This is a genomic window from Ekhidna sp. (genome assembly GCF_965228795.1).
Classification (GTDB): domain Bacteria; phylum Bacteroidota; class Bacteroidia; order Cytophagales; family Cyclobacteriaceae; genus Ekhidna.
Genome location: NZ_OZ245839.1, coordinates 2,425,283 through 2,445,831, shown reverse-complemented (window position 1 = coordinate 2,445,831; position 20,549 = coordinate 2,425,283). Strand labels below are relative to the sequence as shown.

Below are 20,549 nucleotides of genomic sequence, written 5' to 3'. Positions count from 1 at the left end.
CAAAATCACCTTTTAATTAAGCGCTTAAAGCGCCGAGGATAAACGATTAGTCTACTAACTCAACGTTTACCGCATTCATGCCTTTTCTTCCTCTTTCGGTTTCGAAAGCTACTTTGTCATTCTCTCTGATCTCATCGATCAGGCCACTAGTGTGTACGAAAATGTCTTCGTTTGAATTATCAGGAGTGATGAATCCAAATCCTTTTTCATTGTTAAAAAACTTTACAGTTCCTTCTTGCATTGTACTAATTGTTATTGTTATTAAAATTTGCCATTTAAAGCGCTGAGTCGACAATCCATAAAGTCTATGGAAAACCGAACGACATCTTCAATATTCTCATAAGCATGTCTCAAATAATTTGAGTCTGCTTAAGTCAACGTTTTAAAAGGAAATCTTTGGAAAGAAACTATTCGAAACGAAATCTGACTCATGTGGATCACATCGAGTCGGGGTACTACTGAAGTGCTCATAACTTTAGAGAGCAGTGCAAATGTACTACTTCTTTTATTATCCAATGAATTTATTTTAAATATCCTACTATGTCTCCCATGAGATGAGACCCACATCCTTCCAAATCTCTATTTAATAATAATTTTTCTTGTGGATGAGTAATCACCAGATTTTATATGAAGTAGATAAACACCCTTTGAAAGTAAAGAAGTATCAACGATATAATCACCAGTATGCTCTCCTTCGATTAGGACTTTCCCCTTTAATTCTGCTAGCTGAAATTGAAAAGCTCCCTGATTCTTAATAACTATCTGCTCACTGGCAGGATTTGGATAGACTGTTATTGATTTAACTCCATGACTTCCCAAAGTGAGATCCCCTCCTATCAACACCTTAACAGACTTTGCCCGGAGAGTTACTTCAATGCTGGCCTTATTTTCAATATCGATTCGATCATTGCTAAATACATCCACTAATGCAGGTTCATCACTAAATGAATCATCAATATCAGAAATATCCACACTTACTGTGGTTGGTTCAGTTGAAAGATTAGCAAGAGTGATTACTTGTTCCTTCTCAAATACTCTCTTATACCCGATCACCTCACTTGAACCTAAATTCATAGCATGATAATCACCTATTTGCAGTGCTTTACTAGCACTTCTTAACTGAATTAGTTTTCTGTATGTATTGAAAACGGAAGTATTATCAGTTCTTCCAACTTCCACATTGTTTGTTTCATAATTTGACGCAGGTTCATTCCAAGGATTACCTTCTGTAAACCCTGCCTTTGTTTCTGCACTCCATGACATTGGTCTGCGAATATTTTCATCAGGCTTGATTCCTGTCATTCCTACCTCTTCACCATAATAAACAAATGGAATACCCGGCATGGTCAGGTAGATACCGGCTGCCATCTTCACCAAATCCTCGTTAGAGGATAGCTCGTTCATCAGCCGATTCATGTCATGATTTGTGGTAAATGTCCCGAACTGATAATAAGGATAGCTGTTTATGACCTTATTCACCTGAGAGGTTAATGAATTTCCATCACCTGATTTAACTGCGTTTATGATACTATTGGCCAGGTCAAAATCAAAGCAAAAGTCCATTCCGTCATTGACTACATAAGGCACAATCTTTTCTGTAGAAGTCCATGCTTCTCCAACAGACAAAGCTTCAGGATTGGAGGATTTGGTAACGGCAACCCATTCACGCCAAAATGCATGGGTAGCCGGAAGATCTTCCAGAGAGCTCTCTTCTTCAATGATATACTTGACAGCATCTAACCTAAAACCATCTATCCCAATATCTTCCAGCCAGTACCTGGTGATGTCAAACATCTCTTCTTTTAATTCAGGCGCTTCATAATTCAAATCAGGCATCCCTCCCCAGAATAAACCATAGTAATATCCGGTATTGTCCTCATGCCAAACTTGTTGTCCCCAAGGCCCACTGTATGAAGGACGAGTATCTGACCATCGATACCAGTTTCGTTTTTCTGCAGTTGGTGAAGAACGAGCATTTTGAAACCAATCGATTTGGGAGGACGAATGATTTAAAACCAAATCAATAATCACTTTAATGCCACGTTTATGTGCTTCCTCCAGAAACTCCTTAAAGTCATCCATCGAGCCGTAATCAGGATTGATAGAGCGATAATCATTAACGTCATATCCATGATAGCTGGGTGAGTCATGAATCGGCATTAACCAAATACCTGTAATACCCAGATCTGATTGTGTTTCCGGATTACCATCATTTAAATAATCTAACTTTTCTATGATTCCCTGAAAGTCTCCAATACCATCTCCGTCACTATCATAAAAACTACGAACAAAGATTTCGTAAAAGACTGCCTCATTCCACCACCCCAGATCTTCCATTGACTGATCTTCTACTGTGATGTAATCCTCTAAAATCAATTCATCATCAGAAAAATCATTTGATACTTTAATTGAAACATCATAAGTACCTGGATTAGAATAGGTTACTGATATTGAATTTTCAGAAGAAGTAGCTGGTAATCCCCCTTCAAATGTCCACTCAATGTTATCGATTTGTCCACTTCCTGCTTCTTCAAAGAATATGCTGCCTCCGGTATAAGTGAAGGTCGAAGATGATGCGATACCAGCTACTGCCGGTCCGGATGGTGGCTCTTCATCATTGTACCAAAAACCTAGTGACTCATCATCTGATCCTACTGTGTGTGTTCGATTATTTCCTGCACCAGGAAACTCCTCACGATCGTCCCAATCACCATTATATCGGAATTTGAACTCTATTGTCTGGCCTGGATTAAAGTTATTTAAGGTTACTGACCAAACACTATCTCCATCATGATCGGAGAGCTTGTTTAAAGTTCCACCCCAGCCATTGAAGGTTCCGGCAATATCAACGAATTCCGTTGAAGGACTGAACTTACCTTGCTCTATCTGGTAAGACATATTCACATTGAATGTGATTGCTACATTTTGAGCATATAAACCGTTTAATAAACCGAATAGAAGAGTAACTATGATTGTAAATCGCATCTAACAAAGCTAGTGAGAAACACTTCTGGATAAGCTTTAGAATTCAATTTTGACCGCAAACGTTTTCATGACTCATTCCCGTCCCTTAAAACCAATCAAAGATCGAAAAAAGCATGATTTTTCTATAAATAGTTATATATTGAGTAGTATAACCGTCAATCAATGCTACGCTCTACCTTATATATTAAGGCTATCTTTACTTTTGGATTAGCCTTAATTATAGCGCCCATTTACGCTCAGTCCTGGCTTTCTGGCTATGAGTATCGTAAAGAAATCACACTGGATGGTACGCTAATTAGCGGTACACATACGGATTTCCCACTCCTTTATGAGCTTGCCTCAGATGCTCAATTAGCAGCCAATGCCCGTTCCGATGGCTTTGACATTGTTTTTACCGATGAGGATGGAACTACTCAGCTAGACCATGAGCTACTCTCCTATACCAGTGGTACTGGTGCTTGTAGAGCCTATGTAAAGACTGACCTTACCAATGCCACGGATAAGACCATATATATGTATTATGGCAAAAGTGATGCTTCTACTGATCCTTCTTCCACAGGCACCTGGAGTAATGATTTTCAAGCAGTGCTTCATCTTCAGGAGTCCGGCAATGGAACCACTGACGAGTTTGTAGACTCATCTCCAAATGCTGTGCATGGAACAGGTGGTGGATTGCCAAACAGTGGGAATAGTGGCTCTACTCCTACTCAAACCACTGGTAAGTTTGGGTTTGCTCAAGATTTTGATGGTACTGATGATCGCATTCGACTTCAGGCAATTAACGATGATTCCTGGACTTCATTTACTGTACAGGTTTGGATTAATCCGGATGATGCAGGTGATGATCGAGTATTTGGGAAATGTTGGGGTACTGGAGCAGATGATGAAACCTGGTTGCTGAGACAATCCGGTGGCGTTATTGGAAGTCGAACCAACGTAAATAATGGTGGAACAGATAACGATGCAGAAATAGATGATGATGATAATCCGATTGCTTACAATACTGGAACCTGGTATTTAGCTACCTATACATGGGATGCTTCTGATAACACTGTAAGAGTCTATTTAAATGGTACCGAAGTAGAAACAGGGGCTCTAACAGGTTCAAATCTTACACTAACTGGAGAACCGTCAGAAACAGATTTTGCTACCATTGGAAACATCCCTGGAGGTGGCCGGGATTTCAACGGTCAGCTGCAGAGTGCTCAAGTATCAGATGTCGCACGTTCTGCTAATTGGATTCTGACTCAATATAATATTGAAGATGATCCTACTGGATTTGTTACGACCGTAGGTACTGAAGAACAATGTGGAAGCCCAGTGCCAGAAGGAGGAACTGCAACCGCATCAGAGAATACTATTCGTTCTGGAGAATCGACAACAATAACCTTAAGCGGTGAAAATACAACCCCTTTACAGTGGCAATCATCCACAGATAATATAAGCTTCTCAGATATCGGAGGTGAAACAGGCTCGACACTCAACACGGGTGTCCTAACAGCAACCACCTATTATCGAGTTAAGGTTGGATCGGCCTCCTGTCAGGTACTGTCAACAACCGCCACCGTAACCGTCCTTCCTCCTTTTGCTAGTGGTTATTGTTACCGAAAGAAAGTTACGATCAATAGCGATCAGGTTAGCGGAAGCGCTGATTTGACCAACTTTCCAGTGCTTGTAAGCGTGACAGATGCAGACCTTCGCACGGTAGCTAATAATGGCAATGTAGAGAACACGAATGGATACGACATCACATTTACAACTTCTGATGGCACTACAGGTCTTAATCATGAAATAAGCGCCTACACAGCAACTACCGGCGCATTTGAGGCTTGGGTGAATGTACCTACAGTCTCATATAATTCTGATACAGAAATCTTCATGTATTATGGCAATTCCGGTGTATCTGGCGATCCATCGACAACAGCGACATGGAACAGCGACTATGTGGCAGTTTGGCACCTTGAAGAAGATCCCAATGGAGATGTAGCTGGATCGATATTAGATGCCACTAGTAATAACAATGATGGTCAGCCCCAAGGAACTATGACAACTGCTGATTTAGTAGCAGGCCAAATTGGAAATGCGATTGATCTGGATGGAACAGATGATTATATCACAGTACCAGATGCCGCTAGCTTGCGTGTAACCGACAATACCATCACACTAAGTGCATGGGTAGATACAGAAGGAGACCTTGACAATGATGAAGGCTTCATTCTTAAAGGTGCTAACAACGATGAAAGCTATATGCTTGGTACAAATGATGCAGGAGCCAGCAATGAACAGCTTCGAGGGAGGATTAACAATAGCGGAAACAACTTTCAAGGTGGCCAGGTAACAACGACTGATTGGTCATATACTGTAGTTGTTTATGATGGAACCAATGTAATCGGATACGTTGATGGTGTCCAGCAATTCAGTTCTGCATTCACCACCAATATGGATAACAGTATAGGTGAAGCTATTTTACTAGGAACGCGTGCCGACCTGACAGGCACACGATTCTTTGAAGGAATTCTGGATGAGCTGAGGATCTCAGAAGCTGCACATACCGCAGGTTGGGTAACAACGGAATATAATAACCAAAGCAGTCCATCTACCTTTTACACATTTGGTGCAGAAGAATATCCACATGATGGTGGAACTGCAACGGCCGCATCTTCTGAAATCGATTACAATACCAGCACTACTATAACGCTTTCCGGACAGGAAAGCGGAGGCACCATCCAATGGCAGTCTTCTACGGACAATGTCACATTTAGCGATGTGGGTGGTGGGACCTCAACCACATTAAATACCGGAAACCTAACAGCAACTACCTACTACAGAGCTGAAGTCACGGATAGTGGATGCGAAGCATTTTCTACTACGGCTACCGTTACTGTTCAACCAGACTATATCAGTGGTTATTGTTATCGTAAAAAAGTCACCATTAATGCCAGCCAGGTGAATGGAAGTTCGGATCTCAGCAACTTCCCTATGCTATTCAATTCTACTGACCCGGATTTGCGAACAACAGCCAATAATGGACAAGTAACCAGTGCTAGCGGTTATGATATAAAATTCACCGATGCAAGTGGTACTGAGTTGGATCATGAAATTGAAAGTTACACAGCAGGAACAGGAAACTTTATAGCATGGGTGCGAGTACCTACTGTATCTGCTTCAGAAAATACGGTGTTATACATGCACTATGGAAATTCTGCAGTGGTGACCGATCCATCAGTGACTACCACCTGGGATAGTAACTATAAAGCTATTTGGCATTTTGAAGAAGATTTATTGGACGCCACTTCCAATAATAATGATGGAACTGAAGGTTCCGCAGGAAGTACAGATGATGAAATCGGGGTGATATCTCACGGAAGAGGATTCACAGGAGTAGACAATGGAGATAGCTGGATCAGTGTTACCAATAGCACGAGTATTGATACCGACATCACCAATCAAGTGACACTTGAGGCATGGGCCAGATATTTTCTGCCGGTTCCTCAGGATGCTCCATTCATTATGAAGGCTCCTGCCGTTAATCAGGAGCGATATATGCTTGGAACGGACGGTGGTACTAATCCTGCTGCCATCAACCAGCGAGTGACCACCGGTTCTGGACATTTTCGATACGACAATGGCTCAGTAGATGCAGACTGGCACCATTTTGTTCTTACTTACGATGCTGATTTAGCTGCTAACCCACGAATGAAATTATATGTTGATGGTGTATTGACCGCATCTAATAACGCCGATGGAAACATCTTGAGTGATAATACCAACCCTCTTTACATTGGCAGAAGATTAGATAACAGAAGATATCGAGGCGCACTGGACGAATTAAGAATTTCAAACAATGCTCGTGCTGAAGGATGGATCATTACAGAATACAACAATCAAAGCGATCCTTCCTCTTTTTATTCCTTAGGTACAGAGGATTATAACGGAAATGGTGGTACGGCTACTTCAGATAATACTACGATCGACTACAATACCAGCACGGATATTACCCTTACTGGCGAATCCGGAACGATTCAATGGCAAAGCTCAACTGATAATTCTTCGTTTTCAGATATTGTAAGCGAGACTTCAAATAGTTTGAACACTGGTAACCTTACGGCCACCACATACTTCAGGGCTGAAGTTGACAATGGAACCTGCATCGTCTATTCCAACACGGTCCAAGTGAGTGTACGCCCTGACTTCATCACCGATTATTCATTTAGAAAGAAGATCATCATAGATAATAGCAAAGTTTCAGGTAGCACAAATCACACAGACTTTCCACTACTATTTAGTACCATAGATACGGATTTAGCTCAAGCAACAGGTAAAGTGCAGGATGCAAACGGGTACGATATACTCTTCACTTTGGCAGATGGCACTACCTTAGATTTTGATATTGAAAAATATGATGGAACCTCCGGAGAATACATTGCCTGGATTCGCATCCCTACTCTCTTTGTCAATGCAGACACAGAAATATTCATGTATTATGGCAACTGCAGTTTTGCTGGCGGAGATCCTTCCGTAACAGCAACTTATAATTCCAATTATCTAGGTGTTTATCACTTCAATGACGATTTAGGAGCTACTACAGTTGTTGATGACCGCACCAGCAATACCAATGACGGTACAGCCAATGGAACGATGAATGGTGCGGATGTCATAACCGGCCAGGTGGGTGATGGTTTTGATTTTGATGGAGCAGATGATTACATCAATATGGGTACCGCTCCACAGACTACAGCTGCCGGGACCAGAACGATTGAATTGTGGGCACAAGCAGACGCCTTTGATGATGGTGGGGTATTTCAGGGAGGTACAATAGCTAATGACTTTTCATTACACACTGATAATGGAACAGACGGTAATTGGGACATTGAATACAATGGGAATAATGATGAGTTTACATTGAATGGTAGTGCAAGTAACTGGCATCATTATGCGTTAACGTATGATGGGAGCATCGTGCAGCTGTATTATGATGGCGCATTATTTGACAATACCACAGCAGCACTTACTACCGCCGCAAACAACCTGGAGATCGCCCGTTGGAATGCAGTTGAATTCGATGGGCAAATCGATGAAGTGAAGGTCTCCGATGTTGCCAGGTCCTCCGGATGGATTCAAACCGAGTATAACAACCAAAGTGATCCAGACAACTTTTATAGCATAGAGGCAGAAACAGCTGAAAACCAATGGACTGGAGGTAATGGTAACAGCAATTGGAATGAAGGTGGGAATTGGAGTTTCTGCAGTGTCCCGAGTGTGAGTAATGACATTGTAATCCCTTCCGGATTAACAGACTATCCGGTGTTGGATCAATCCAGGACAATAGGTGTTCTCAATATTGAGTCCGGCGCAACCCTGGATTTGGCTGGTTTTACATTGACCTTAGAAGGAGATTTTATTAATGATGGGACACTGACTACTAATGGTGGTACGATTGAGTTTACAGGAAGTGCTGAACAGGATATCACAGGGTCAACATCAACTACTTTTCATAATATCGTTGTTAACAAATCCGCATCGACAGCAGAGTTAAGACTAGCTGCAAATGTTGGCAATCAACTAACGTTGACATCTGGAAATCTTTCTTTAAATGATAATACACTTACAATAGAAAATACAGCAACCATTTCCGGTGGTAGCAGCTCTGCATTTCTCGTAACAGATGGGATCGGCGAGCTTTGTCAGAATGATTTAGGAAGCGCAGATGGCACTAGAGTGTTTCCTATTGGACCTACAACCTCCAGCTATAATCCTATCAGTGTCAACAATGTAGGAACCTCGGATGATTTCTGTGCAAGAGTGGCCGAAACTGTTTATTCTGAAGGCCAAATTGGATCAGGCACTCAACAAACAGCAGACGCCATCGATCGTACTTGGTTTGTCGACGAAGAAACGGTTGGCGGATCAGATGTTACGTTAACTATTGAATGGGATGGATCACATGAATTGACCAATTTCGATCGAACAGATATGTTTATTAGTCACTATAACGGGGCAGATTGGGAAGTTTATGGTAGTGGCATAAGTGCCACAGGATCAGATCCATACGCTGCATCCGTTGCAGGAGTTTCTTCGTTCAGTCCGATAGGTGGTGGATCCTCTCCTAGCCCACTTCCCGTAGAACTCAAGAGCTTTAGTGCTACACATCGTGGAGATTATGTTATACTCGAATGGGTGACAACAACGGAAATTAATAACGATTACTTTACAATTGAACGATCCACAAGTGGCTCAAACTTTGAGTCAATAGCTAAGGTTCAAGGGGCTGGAAATAGCAGTGAGATTATTCATTATGAAAGCATTGATGACAGTCCTTTATTTGGGAGTGCTTACTATCGATTAAAGCAAACAGATTTTGACGGAACTAACTGGTATTCTGAGATTGTGCAGGCTTCATGGAGTTTGTCGCAAGACCTGGCTGTTTATCCTAACCCAACCAAGGGTAATTTTCAAATTAATCTTTCCGGCTTGGAACAAAATGAGCCGGTTTTTATTTCCTTAAATGGAATAGATGGTAGACGGATATGGAAATTGAGTCTTAATTCGGATGAAAGTGGAAAAATCAATCAACACATCGAGTCTCCAAACGCTCTTAAACCAGGTGTTTACTTCATGGTTTTTGAACACTCCAACTCAAGTATGCGAGTTAAAATTATCGTTGAATAAATCTTTTTTCAATTTAAAAATATATTGACTTAGCTCTTTTCGGGTGGAATAAGTAATCCCCTGTTTATTCATAAATGCTGTTTTAGCATCGTTAAGGAAAAGTACCTCTCCGAAAGCATTAAATACCGGCAAATCGAGTTCTTCAAAAAACAATCTGGTGGCAGCATAATCCCAGATACTTCCGCAACCTTTATTCTGTTTGGGAAACTTGAAATAGCAACCATTTGATACATTCATTACGGATATAGCATTTCGAACACCACCGAAATGATCCGTGTAGACCAGACCAACATTCATTTCTGAAGCATATCCTTCCATCTTATTCATTACCTGATTAAAGTAAGGTTCCTGATTAAAGCTACGATCCATATACATATGAATCGGACCCTCATGACTTTCATTTCTTGAAGCGAAAACTTCACCATTTAGCTTTACGCCATCATGTTTGATAGAAACGTAGCATTCCTGTAAATCAGGAATATTGACAACACCTATCACCGGATTTCCATCACGAGAAATTAAAGCGATAGAAACTGCATAACCCGTTTTCCCTTCCGAAAACGGTAGCGTCCCATCCATCGGGTCGATACACCAGAAGTAATCTTTGGATAACCGTGAACCGTTATCATCTAGCTCTTCGGTTAACAGACCCAAATCATACTTATTTATTGAAGGTTTTAAATGCTTTAAAATGATATTTTGAGCCGTTATGTCTACTTCAGTGACCACCTGTGAGGCAAGTGTGTCTCCACCATCTTTTGGTCGTTTTTCAAACTGGGTTTTGAATCGTGATAGAATATACTGTCCGGCCTCAAGGGCAGCTGCAGCTGCAGTTTCACTCAGGTGAGATAATTCATTGAATTTAAGCTTCATTTACACTACCAATTCATTGATTACATTTTGAACCATCTGTTTGCTGTAACCATGCATCTTCCAATGCCCCGGACTCCACCCATCCAGGAAGCGATAAAAGTCCGCCCAGGCATACTTATAAAGTTCACCCCACTCCTTTTTAAGTTCTTTGAAACCGATGGAATGATCCAATGCTTTTTCTAAAGAGTTAAAATAGTGCTCGAGAAGCTCTGATTCATATTTTTCGCACAATTGCTCATCCAGGCAGCTACTGATAAAGTATGCTACATCTTTTATTCCTACACCTTTTCCAACATATTGAAAATCTACTGCTGCCACTTTTTCTTTTTCACCAAAGCAGAAGTTAGCCAACTTGGCGTCACCATGAACAAGTGTTTGAAAGTTGGCATTATTCAACCTTGTATCAATTGCAGCAGCAGCTTGCTTCAAGTCATTATTTTCCATGCGTCCCCATTCATCCGGACGCGTTTCCAAATGCCAATAGGTTCCTTTTTCCCATAATCCTTTTGCATCACAATGTATGAAGCAAGCATGAAAATGGGCCAACCATGAAAGGCAGTTTTTTATATCCGGGATCGTAACTGTTTCTGGTGTTAACCGAACTGGAAAACCTGATGCATTAAGATCCTCCATAATGAATAACAATTCATCATCGTTTTGCCGGACAAAATGACACCTTGGTGTTCTACAATTTTCATTGGTTCTATTTGTGTACGATTGATACCACTTGCTTTCAACCTCATAAGATTTGAGTTTCCGCTTGTGAGATCGACTAGTGTTCCACCCTTTTGGATGGTTGGCTTTATTGGATAACTGGATATGTTTTACAATGACACTAGACTCCCTACCTCCATTAAGGAAATATCTTCTGATTTCACCATAACCTCCCCATAAGGATTGGACGGACATTGACTTCTCGATGGATTCCGCATCTATGGTTTTGCATATCGTGACTTCAAGAGATTTCATTTAAAACAAAGCTTACTATTTAGTTATCAATCACCAACTATAATTGTTGTTTAGCTTCACAATATGATGAGGTTTGAAATTGATTCGTCGAAATCAAATAGAGCTGCTTGCTTTTTTATCTGTGAGCGAATAGCTTAGAAGTATACCAATAAATCTAACCTATGAAATTTGTGACATCATTTACGTTGACCTTGATCTGCTTTATGTCCCTGGCACAAGATCAGGATATTGTTAAAATTGTTGATGACCTTACTAAAAAGTGGGACAAGCAAGCAGTAGACTTAAGCAATTATTCAGGCATCAAATACTATTGTACCTCAGAAGTATATAGGGATAAGACGATAGGGTTGCTCGACAAAATCCATCACTATGATACAGTCTTATATCGAATCGTAAGTGAAAAATACGAAGACAAAAACGATAAAGAAGCAGAAGCCACGCTTAAGGAAATACTTACGGTAGAAACAAAGTATACTACACCAAACTTTAAAACATTTCTAAAAGAAGAATGCGATAAGTTCACTGAAATTGGTGAATCCTATGATCGCAGCAGTTCAAAGTTTGCCAAAGAAATTGAAAAGTTGGAAAAGGAATTAGATAAATATGTGAGTCACATTACTGAGCGAATTGATTTGATTGATGAGCACATTCACCATCTGAAGCTAGACTAGCACTTTTCAAACATATCATTCTTAATCGGCTACCGTATAATTTGTAAAGTGATCTAATTATCTTTAATATGATCACTTAGATTTAAATATGAGTGCCCACCTCGACATAGATGAGTTAAATAAAGCCTTTTCAGAGAATGAAGAGGTATTCCATAAACTAATCAAAGATTTAGATCTGGGGGTTGGCGTTTACAACGCCAATGCAACTCCTGTTGCATGCAATAAGTCTGCTTATGAATTATTGGGACTATCAAAGGAACAGTTTATGGGAAACTCTGCTATGGATCCATATTGGAAAATCACACATAGGGATGGTTCTAAATTTGAAACGTATGATTTCCCTATTATAGATGTGATCACCAACTACAAACCAAAACTGGGCGTCATTATGGGTGTATCAAGACCGCTTCTCAACGACAAAGTCTGGTTAGAAGTAAATGCACATCCAATTAAAAATTCAGATGGTACCATTAAGCGTGTTTTTTGTACCTATAAGAATGTCACAAACATCATTGAGTCTTGATTTTGTGTTTAAAAAACATACCTTTTTCAAGATCAATTGTGATTAATTTGCTATGAGCAAAAACTAATCGAGCAATTTCCACCGCTCACCTAAAAGCGTATGGAACTAACTCAAATATTTATTCTTTTTATAAGAGGAAGAAGATACTAAATGGAGCCAATCAAATTACAACCAACAAGAAACACACCAGCAGTTTTACTAGACCCAAGCAGAGGGGTCTTCAAAATGTATGGAAGATCCAGTCCTGAAAACTCCATTCAATTTTATGAGCCTATTCGCAATGCGCTTGCAAATAAAATGGCTACTCCTAAAGTTGACATCCGAATTAAAATGGAGTACTTCAATACAAGTTCATCAAAGTGCATCTATGATTTGATGAAAGAAATAAAGGCATTGGAAATGAAAGGCAAGGAAGTAATTGTCCGCTGGTATTACGATGAAGACGATGAGGATATGCTAGAGGCTGGTGAAGACTACAGTGATTTGCTCGATCTACCATTCAAATTCATTGAGTATCATCCGAAAGATCAGTACGAGAAAAGTGCATAGAAGCAGGCAATCCTATTCTTAATTTCAGTTAATTATCCATACCTCTTTCCATCTGAGGCAATTTACAAGCAAGTGAAGCAATAATTCTTTTAGGATTAGAACTGGGCATATCCTACAATCAAATTTTTGATAAGTTGAATTTTTTCGGAGTAGTTCCGCAATATACCCCTACATAGGTATTGAATTTATTCAATTAACGGTATTACATTACCGTATCATTAAGCCCAATTTTTATGAAAACATTTCTTATAACATTCACGCTAGCGATTTTGTGCCATGCGTGCGCTCAGGAAAAAAAAGATAAGGCCTCTGATCTGGTTTATCTAAATTCATCGGCAAACCTTGACAAGCAAAACGAATTTTATCAGGATTCATTAATTGAATTTGATGATTCAAATAAGGTCTATTTTGATCAAAGCATCGGGTTTGATCGGTTCATTAACAGGTATGACACGGTTATCATTGATCAGGAAATATTCTTTATTGTTCAGGGAGATTTGTTGCTGGACATGGATGAAATGGTGGACTATTATTCTACCTACTTTAATGACACTACTCAATATGAAAAATTGGTCATTGATGTACTGCCTGATGGTAAAATTAACAAAATGCCTAATGCTGATCAGTTGACTTACGCAGTTGTTAGATCTTCGTTTCCCTCAGAAAATGAATATAAAAGTGTTGTCCGTTACATGGCAGAAGCAACTAGGAACTGGTCGGATATTTTACCAGAAAAAGTTGCTTTCAAACATCTAAGTTATCTTGATGATCAACTCAGACCGTCTCAACAGCATCCTGATGTAACATTTACGATAAGACATTATAACTCTGGTGGAAAATTTGTCGCTGCAGCATTTTTTCCTCACTATTCAAAGTATAGATGGAAAGTAAGAATTGACCCTAGCTATTATACAACTCGTGCAGATAAAGTTGGTGTTTTACGGCATGAAATAGGTCACATCCTTGGATTTAGGCACGAACATATTCGAGCGGAAGCTCCTATTGACTGCCCAAGAGAAGACGACACTACATTTGATCCACTGACAAGCTATGATAAAGTGTCTGTTATGCATTACCCGTGTGGTGGATTTGGAGATTTAAATCTGGCATTTACAGAAAAAGACATCAAGGGTTCCCGACTAATCTATAATTAATTGAATATGAAACGATTTACTGTAAGCATACTTAGCATTATGATCTGCTTATCTGTATTTGCACAGGAGCGCCTTGTAGTCTTCGATAAGGAAGGTAGAATTATAAAGAATGATGGGTTTAATAAAGCTGATGGTGCATACACCGTTCGATTTATGATTGAAGGTGTTACCCAGGATGAAACTGATAATTACTTTATCCTACATCAGAATCGAAACGATCACTTATATAAATCCAACAATACTTTTGAGCCTCATAATACTGAATCGTTTATTTATCGTCAGGGATATATGGCTGAATCTATCATTCAGGTTGGCGACAGAGGTGATGACGCTGAATTGATAGACTACCTATTAATCAGGGTTAATGACAGCTTGGCCAACTGGATACGGTTAAATATTCGAATGGGTACAGTTATAAATGCTTTCGTACTCCAACAACATTCCCTGGATATGTTTCTAAATCGCGTTAGCGCTATAGATTATGATGATATCGTAGAGCGACTGAACTCAATTGCTACCAAAGAAGCGGAGCTTTCCGCCCTTAATAATCAAAAAATGAAAGAAGAATACAATGAAAGCTTTCAGGAGTTGCTGACAGAAATCTCATTCACAAAGAAACAACTCGAACTTCTAAGGGAACATCGGTCTAGCCTGCCTAAAGAAAAGGAAAAATGTTGCCCAATTGAAGAACTAAAAAAAATTAGTGAGGAAATAAAGATGCTGGAAGAACAGCTTTTAGATCAGAACAAAGATGTGTTGCAAACAAAAAAAGATCACGACAAGAAAATTATTGATAAGAAGAAGGAAATAAACAAGTCAAAATCTGATTTAAAGAAAGCGCTAGCAGAATCGATTGGAACCGGCGCAATGCCATCAATCCATTTTCTACATCAGGGAACACTTATTGTATTTGACGAAAACATACATGAAATATCATATAACGCGTATGAAAAGAAGATTGATAATTCGAACAAAACCCGTATTTCATTAGGCAGATGGACACCAGACTTACCACAACTAAACACTGCTTCCCAGTTATACCTTCACATTTTCAACCTTACTCCAGACGTATTAAAATCAGACCCATTTACGATTGAACTATCATCTGAACTTTCTGAAGAGGTTACCATTGAATCACCTTCTAACTTTCAAGGACTACAAGAAGCCGATCTAGGATTCGATTTCTCATCGGTACTAGGTAAAATGCCCTTTTCAGATGGATTTGTGTTTTTAAGTGAACGGCATGAACTACCAGTAGGATTTGATTCAGACAAAATCAAAAACCTTTATACATTGATAAAAACAATTGAAATAGAACCTCGCTACATAGACTATATTCTAAAATACCCTACCCCGTTCAAGCCACTTAGGGAAGTAACACTTGATATAAAAAGAAATCAATATACCACAGATTCTTTTGAGCAAAAAGTAGAAAAGGGAGATCTAAAAAAAGAAAATTTTACCATCAAGTATCAGAGTGAAACATTGGCTAAAGATGTCTTACCTGCTGTTCACAGGCTATACCGATTTTCTCTTAATACCGGCATTGTCTATTCTAATCGTATAACCTACAATTACCGTACTGAACCTATTGGATCTTCTTCTCAATTGCGATTGATTGAAGAAAAGAATACCAATTCTTCTTTCAGGCCCATTTTAACATTCTCAACCTATTTAATTAAAAATCAAGATACTGCTATTGATCCTGAAGGTTTTTGGGGAATAATGGAAACAATTCATTTAGACTTTGGTCTTGACTATGCTCAAAAGAATGTCTTTGATGATGTCTATCTTGGATTAGGTTTCGAACCAAAGCGATCAATTCATTTGGCAGGAGGTGTGAAAATCAGTCAGCTTGAAAAGGTAGACATCAATCGCTTAGATCCTATAACCCTCAATATAGCAGATGCATTAAGGAAAGAAACTGAAGTTTCAGGGTATTTCAGTCTAAACCTGGGTGTAAGCCTTATACCTACAGTGCTCAAAAATTTAACTAAGTAACCATGAAAAGACTTGCTTTAATTTTACTTATTATCATGTCGTATAGTTGCAGTGAAGAGTGCATTGAATCAGACAATGTATTGGATACACATGTGATCAAGGGTGAAATTTCTTACTCAGATATTTTGACTGAAAAAGTAATCTCTGATGATGCAACCATTAAAACAAAGTTAGAAGCATTGGAAGAACCGTGGCTTCCCATTAATTATCAGAATGAGCAAATTGGTAACAAGTTTGAATTTGGAGCCCTGAAAGGCAATGGGAAATACCAATTAACATTTGAGAAAGTTGGTGAAGTAAATTATACTTCTAAAATTGTAATTGACAATTTCCAGGGAAATAATGTAATAGATACAGCTATCACACTTACTATTAGCGATGAAACACGGATACTGGTGACAGTCCTTTCCAATGATGGTTCGCCGATCAAAGAAGCAGGAGTAATGCTATATAATGACTCCACATTTATGAAAGATTACGGGGAAAATGGTGGTTTTATCGACTCCCTACAAACCAACCAATTCGGTAAAGCACTTTTCTCAAGTCTTAAAGCCGGTCAGTATTTCCTTTTCCCTATTTTTATTGTAGGATCGGACACATTACGGGGTGACTTAAGTCAGATTACAACTTATGATATAATTGCTGACCAATTGAACGAAGTGTCCGTTTCTCTAGTCAACTAAACGATTCAAGTTTTCTTTTACCTCGCTTATACTACCTCTCACTTCTACAAGATAACTATCAAGTTCATCCCAAAAGTGCTCTGCTTTATGATCGGGCACGCGATCTGATATTTCTTTTAAATCCAGATGGGCCAGGTTAGATTTCATTTTATGTAAATGGTCATGTGCCTTATTTCTATCCTTAAGCTCAAAAGCTTCCTGACTACCCTTCACATCTCTTTCGATGGATTCCACTGTCATATTCGCTATTTCAATGATCTTTTGCTGATCACCACCTAGTACCTCATTAAGGAATATAAAATCTGGATTTTCTTCTTGCTGTACTTCGGACACTGGATCCATCTTTCTTTTGCTTAGTCGGCTTACTTTTTCATAAAGATCAGCAGGGTCAAACGGTTTGGAAACGATCTCATTCATACCACATTCTTTCATTTTGCTTTTAGACTCAGAAAGCGTGCTGGCAGTAAGTGCTATTATTGGTAAATCCTTGAAGTATTTGTTTCTCTTATTTCGGATTCTCCTGGTAGCTTCATAGCCGTCCATCACAGGCATTCGCACATCAATGAGCATCAGATCAAAGGCCTTTGATTCAATTTTCTCTACAGCCTCTTGTCCATTGTTGGCGAGCTCTACTTGTACACCCCACCTTGTAAGAAAGCTCTTGGCAATCTCCTGATTGGCTAAATTGTCTTCAACTAACAAAACATGGATGGGAATTGATACATCTTTAGGAATCACATCATTTTTATCAGTGATTGCTGCCGAAGATTTAATTAGTGAAAGCTCAAAGTAAAAGGTGGCTCCCTTTCCTATCTTTGATTTTGCATTAAGCTCACCCCCCATCATTTCTACTAGTCTTTTGGATATCGAAAGACCTAAGCCCGTTCCTCCTTTTCTTAGTGCTTCCTGGCTGTTGATTTGCTTAAAGCTCTCAAAAATAGTTTCTAGCTTGTCTTCAGGAATTCCAATACCTGTATCCTTGACACTGAAAAGAATGCCTTTATTCTTGGTCGGTTTTACTGTTAATTCTACTGATCCCTCATTGGTAAATTTCAATGCATTACTCAATAGGTTATTAAGCACCTGAGTCAGTCGAATTTCATCACACCGATAATTGAAATTAAGTTTATCAGAAAAGTTTAGCTTTAACTCAACTTCATTTTCATTTGGAACTGCTTTCCAGGTATTGATGACATTCTCACATAATTCTTTGAAATTAACGTCACTCTCCACTATCTCAAGATGACCCGCCGCAATTTTCTGAAAATCAAGGATATCATTGATGAGTGTTAGAAGATTGTTACTACCAAACTTCAACATCTTCAGCCGGTTGCTGTCGGTCAATTCGGGGTGCTCCAGCTCTAATAAGTGAGTAGTGCCGATAATGGCATTTAAAGGAGTTCTTATCTCATGACTCATGGTTGACAGGAACTGTTCTTTGATTTTTCCTGCTGCCTCCGCTTCTTCTTTAGCTTTTCTTAACTCTTGTTCCTGCCGTTTCATTTCCGTCAGGTCATTGATAAATATGATGATCCCTCCTACCTTATCCTTACTTGTATACCAAGGATGGATTTCTCCCTTTAGCCATTGAATACTGCCATCCGCTCGCTCAAACTTTTCAATGCCCGGCTTGATTACTTCGCCACTCAATGCACGCTTGTGTAGCTTCTTCCATTTGGTGGGTATCTCAGGAAATACTCTGTAATGAGACTTACCTATGATATCTCCTTTGATATTCTGATCCTTCTTCCATCGTTCACTTGCAGATATGTAATTCATGTGCTTATCAAACATGGCCATGGCTGCCGGTGCACTTGCTACAAATGTCTTGAGCAGGTTTTGTTCTTGAATAAGTTTAGCCTGACTATCCTGCAGCTCCATCAATGATCCTACCCACTTACCTACTAATGAAATAAAGTCAATTTCATATGCTGTAAACGGTTCTTTCCTTGGTTCCACACTAGTAAAATTGACCGTACCTGCCACTTTTCCATCCACACGATAAGCAGAACCAATGTAAGACTGGAGTTTAAAATTTTCAAAGCAAGGATGACCCATGTGCTGAGACACAGACATATCGTCTATACTAAGTACTTTTCCTTTTTGGGCAAGTGTTATATCACAATAGGTGTCACCAAGTTTGAATTTTTGATTTTTGCTTAGACCGGAACTTTCTGGGTAGAATGCCTCTATCTGATATTCATCCATCCAGATCTTACTTACAATCCCTACTTCCAGGCCAAGAAAATCCAGACAAAGCTTTAACCCATCTTTCAGTCGATCCTGAATGGACATTTCAGACTTAGCATTCAGATCATTGAGTAACCTTAAACCCTCTTTATATTTTTCTTCTTTAACGGACGATTTGCGTTCATCCGTTATGTCTCTCGCAATGTTGTAAATTTTTATTAGCTCACCTTCAGGGCTATAGCTAAAGTCTGAACTTTGAGCAATCCAACGCTCCTCTCCTGAAGAAATAATAACCGGAAATTCCCGATAACATGCTGATTCTTTTCGTTTGATAAGGTCACCGAAATAGCTCACTATCTCCTCCCTTTGTTGGGTTGGAATATGCTCAAGCCATGTACGTTTATTCGCTTCTTCCAGACTATAGCCGGTTAATTTGCTGAATGCTGGATTTACGTAGGTGTACTGACCCTTTTTATTTAGTTCGTAAACAATCTCCTGAGTGCCATTGATTAGGCTTTCATAACGATCCTTTGAGGCGACCAAGTCCTCAAAACTGGCTCTATTCTGCTTGATTTTTATCCTAACCAATTGCGATGTAAATAGAAATACTAAAGATGCAGCACAAACTACCACTAACCCTAGCAGCCAATATTGTTTAGATATCGTATTTTCCAGTTGATGGTCTACATAATTCAATAATACATGATACTCATCTGTCAGAGCAGTCATTAGTGGAAGAAACGATTGCTCATGTTCAAGCATTTTTGCTTTGAAATTTGCAATGTTGTTAGCTTCCTGAATTCCGTAGCTACTTCTTATTAAAGCAGATATTATTGGAGCTAGCCTATTGTATAAGCTATCCACGGTATTCAGATCCAGATCCACACTTTGTTTTAAATCACGATTGGATGAAGCCAGCGCATTATGATTCTTATTAAATAACAGTAGAGCCGAATCTAGCTTTTTGATAATCAGCTCTTGATCCTGGATGTCATCCTGAAGCAAGAGTGCATTCTTAGTAAGAAATTGGCTTAATGTTCGCTGCTTATAGCAGTTATTTAGAACAACATCCAATTTAGAGTTGTATGCAGCAAACTTCTCAACTTGTTTATTTGAGATGTAAATGATAGTCAAAACTGCTAATACGCCAATGGCAAATGCCAAACATATTCTAAGTAATAACTTCTTAAAGTTGAGCTCTTTGAAAGCTGTGGTGCTCTTATTCATCCTATGGTCAGTACACAGCGAGTATTCTAGTTCCTTAGCTGATCAATCGGATGCA

The 20,549-nt window shown here is 39.3% G+C and carries 12 protein-coding genes; 7 read left to right on the top strand and 5 right to left on the bottom strand.

Annotated features, from left to right (window positions below):
• Positions 1–46: 46 nt before the first annotated feature.
• Both ACQK2H_RS10875 and ACQK2H_RS10870 read right to left on the bottom strand, forming a co-directional pair.
• The gene (locus ACQK2H_RS10875) at positions 47–241 is read right to left on the bottom strand and encodes a cold-shock protein (protein WP_425391467.1); all 195 of its coding nucleotides are present in this window, start codon (positions 239–241) and stop codon (positions 47–49) included.
• A gap of 338 nt (positions 242–579) precedes the next feature.
• On the bottom strand, positions 580–2,985 hold the full coding sequence (locus ACQK2H_RS10870; RefSeq protein ID WP_425391466.1) for an alpha-amylase family glycosyl hydrolase: 2,406 nt from the start codon (positions 2,983–2,985) through the stop codon (positions 580–582).
• A 162-nt stretch (positions 2,986–3,147) separates the two neighbouring features.
• Between ACQK2H_RS10870 and ACQK2H_RS10865 the strand changes: the two genes are divergently transcribed.
• Positions 3,148–9,654, top strand: a complete 6,507-nt coding sequence (locus tag ACQK2H_RS10865) for a DUF2341 domain-containing protein (RefSeq protein WP_425391465.1) — start codon at positions 3,148–3,150, stop codon at positions 9,652–9,654.
• Here ACQK2H_RS10865 and ACQK2H_RS10860 read toward each other — a convergent pair.
• Positions 9,622–10,527 (bottom strand): inositol monophosphatase family protein, encoded by a 906-nt coding sequence (locus ACQK2H_RS10860; RefSeq protein ID WP_425391464.1) that lies wholly within the window; start codon positions 10,525–10,527, stop codon positions 9,622–9,624. The two genes, ACQK2H_RS10865 and ACQK2H_RS10860, sit on opposite strands and share 33 nt — an antisense overlap.
• Positions 10,528–11,496 carry a phosphotransferase gene (locus ACQK2H_RS10855; protein ID WP_425391463.1) on the bottom strand — a complete coding sequence of 323 codons (969 nt, stop codon included), beginning with the start codon at positions 11,494–11,496 and terminating at the stop codon, positions 10,528–10,530.
• 161 nt (positions 11,497–11,657) lie between these two features.
• Here ACQK2H_RS10855 and ACQK2H_RS10850 point away from each other — a divergent pair, with 161 nt between their 5' ends.
• From ACQK2H_RS10850 to ACQK2H_RS10825, 6 genes are all read left to right on the top strand, one after another.
• On the top strand, positions 11,658–12,167 hold the full coding sequence (locus tag ACQK2H_RS10850; protein WP_425391462.1) for a hypothetical protein: 510 nt from the start codon (positions 11,658–11,660) through the stop codon (positions 12,165–12,167).
• Positions 12,168–12,255: 88 nt separating this feature from the next.
• Positions 12,256–12,690 (top strand): PAS domain-containing protein, encoded by a 435-nt coding sequence (locus ACQK2H_RS10845; RefSeq protein WP_425391461.1) that lies wholly within the window; start codon positions 12,256–12,258, stop codon positions 12,688–12,690.
• Positions 12,691–12,840: 150 nt separating this feature from the next.
• Positions 12,841–13,239 (top strand): DUF1987 domain-containing protein, encoded by a 399-nt coding sequence (locus ACQK2H_RS10840; protein ID WP_425391460.1) that lies wholly within the window; start codon positions 12,841–12,843, stop codon positions 13,237–13,239.
• 233 nt (positions 13,240–13,472) lie between these two features.
• Entirely contained in the window at positions 13,473–14,393 is a 921-nt protein-coding gene (locus ACQK2H_RS10835) for a matrixin family metalloprotease (protein WP_425391459.1), read from the top strand.
• Positions 14,394–14,399: 6 nt separating this feature from the next.
• A complete protein-coding gene (locus tag ACQK2H_RS10830) occupies positions 14,400–16,394 on the top strand; it encodes a hypothetical protein (protein WP_425391458.1) in 1,995 nt (664 codons plus the stop codon).
• A gap of 35 nt (positions 16,395–16,429) precedes the next feature.
• The gene (locus ACQK2H_RS10825; RefSeq protein ID WP_425391457.1) at positions 16,430–17,077 is read left to right on the top strand and encodes a hypothetical protein; all 648 of its coding nucleotides are present in this window, start codon (positions 16,430–16,432) and stop codon (positions 17,075–17,077) included.
• On the opposite strand, the gene ACQK2H_RS10820 is transcribed toward ACQK2H_RS10825, so the two are convergent.
• Entirely contained in the window at positions 17,066–20,494 is a 3,429-nt protein-coding gene (locus ACQK2H_RS10820; RefSeq protein WP_425391456.1) for an ATP-binding protein, read from the bottom strand. The genes ACQK2H_RS10825 and ACQK2H_RS10820 overlap by 12 nt on opposite strands.
• Positions 20,495–20,549 lie beyond the last annotated feature (55 nt).